Here is a 609-nt window from a genome sequence, read left to right on the forward strand (position 1 = left end):
GCTTAATTGCTTAACCTCACAACCCGAAACTGTCTCGGATTGTTCAGCTTGAGAGACTCGTCAATAATACCTCGACGATATTATCGACAGTTTCAATTTTTCAGCTTGTTCCAGATTGTTAAAGAGCAAAATAATTCACAGCATACTGTTGCCAATATACTCTGAATTACGTTTAGTATGGTGGAGCTAAGCGGGATCGAACCGCTGACCTCCTGCGTGCAAGGCAGGCGCTCTCCCAGCTGAGCTATAGCCCCATACAGAATTTCCCGCTATCACCCGGTCTATACAAACCTTTTCATCACAGCCAGTTTCAACGCGAATCACGCAGTGTGCGCGAGCACATGAGTAATGCAGCGTTTAAAATGGCAAAGAGGAAAAGCGTTTGGTAGGCCTGAGTGGACTTGAACCACCGACCTCACCCTTATCAGGGGTGCGCTCTAACCACCTGAGCTACAAGCCTATCACGATAACGTTATTCTCTTCTTTCATCAGACAATCTGTGTGAGCACTGCACTCAACCTATCTCAGGTAAGGAGGTGATCCAACCGCAGGTTCCCCTACGGTTACCTTGTTACGACTTCACCCCAGTCATGAACCACAAAGTGGTCA

2 tRNA genes and 1 rRNA gene are annotated in these 609 nt (G+C 47.3%); all 3 read right to left on the reverse strand.

Annotation, left to right across the window (positions count from 1 at the left end):
* Window positions 1-178 precede the first annotated feature (178 nt).
* Window positions 179-254: transfer RNA gene (locus tag AACQ83_RS24370), tRNA-Ala, on the reverse strand.
* Window positions 255-383: 129 nt separating this feature from the next.
* A tRNA-Ile gene (locus AACQ83_RS24375) sits at window positions 384-460 on the reverse strand.
* Between the two features lie 69 nt (window positions 461-529).
* Window positions 530-609 (reverse strand): 16S ribosomal RNA (locus AACQ83_RS24380); the annotation flags it as partial.

The sequence above is a fragment of the Photorhabdus sp. S10-54 genome (assembly GCF_963878145.1).
In the GTDB taxonomy this organism is placed as follows: domain Bacteria; phylum Pseudomonadota; class Gammaproteobacteria; order Enterobacterales; family Enterobacteriaceae; genus Photorhabdus; species Photorhabdus kayaii.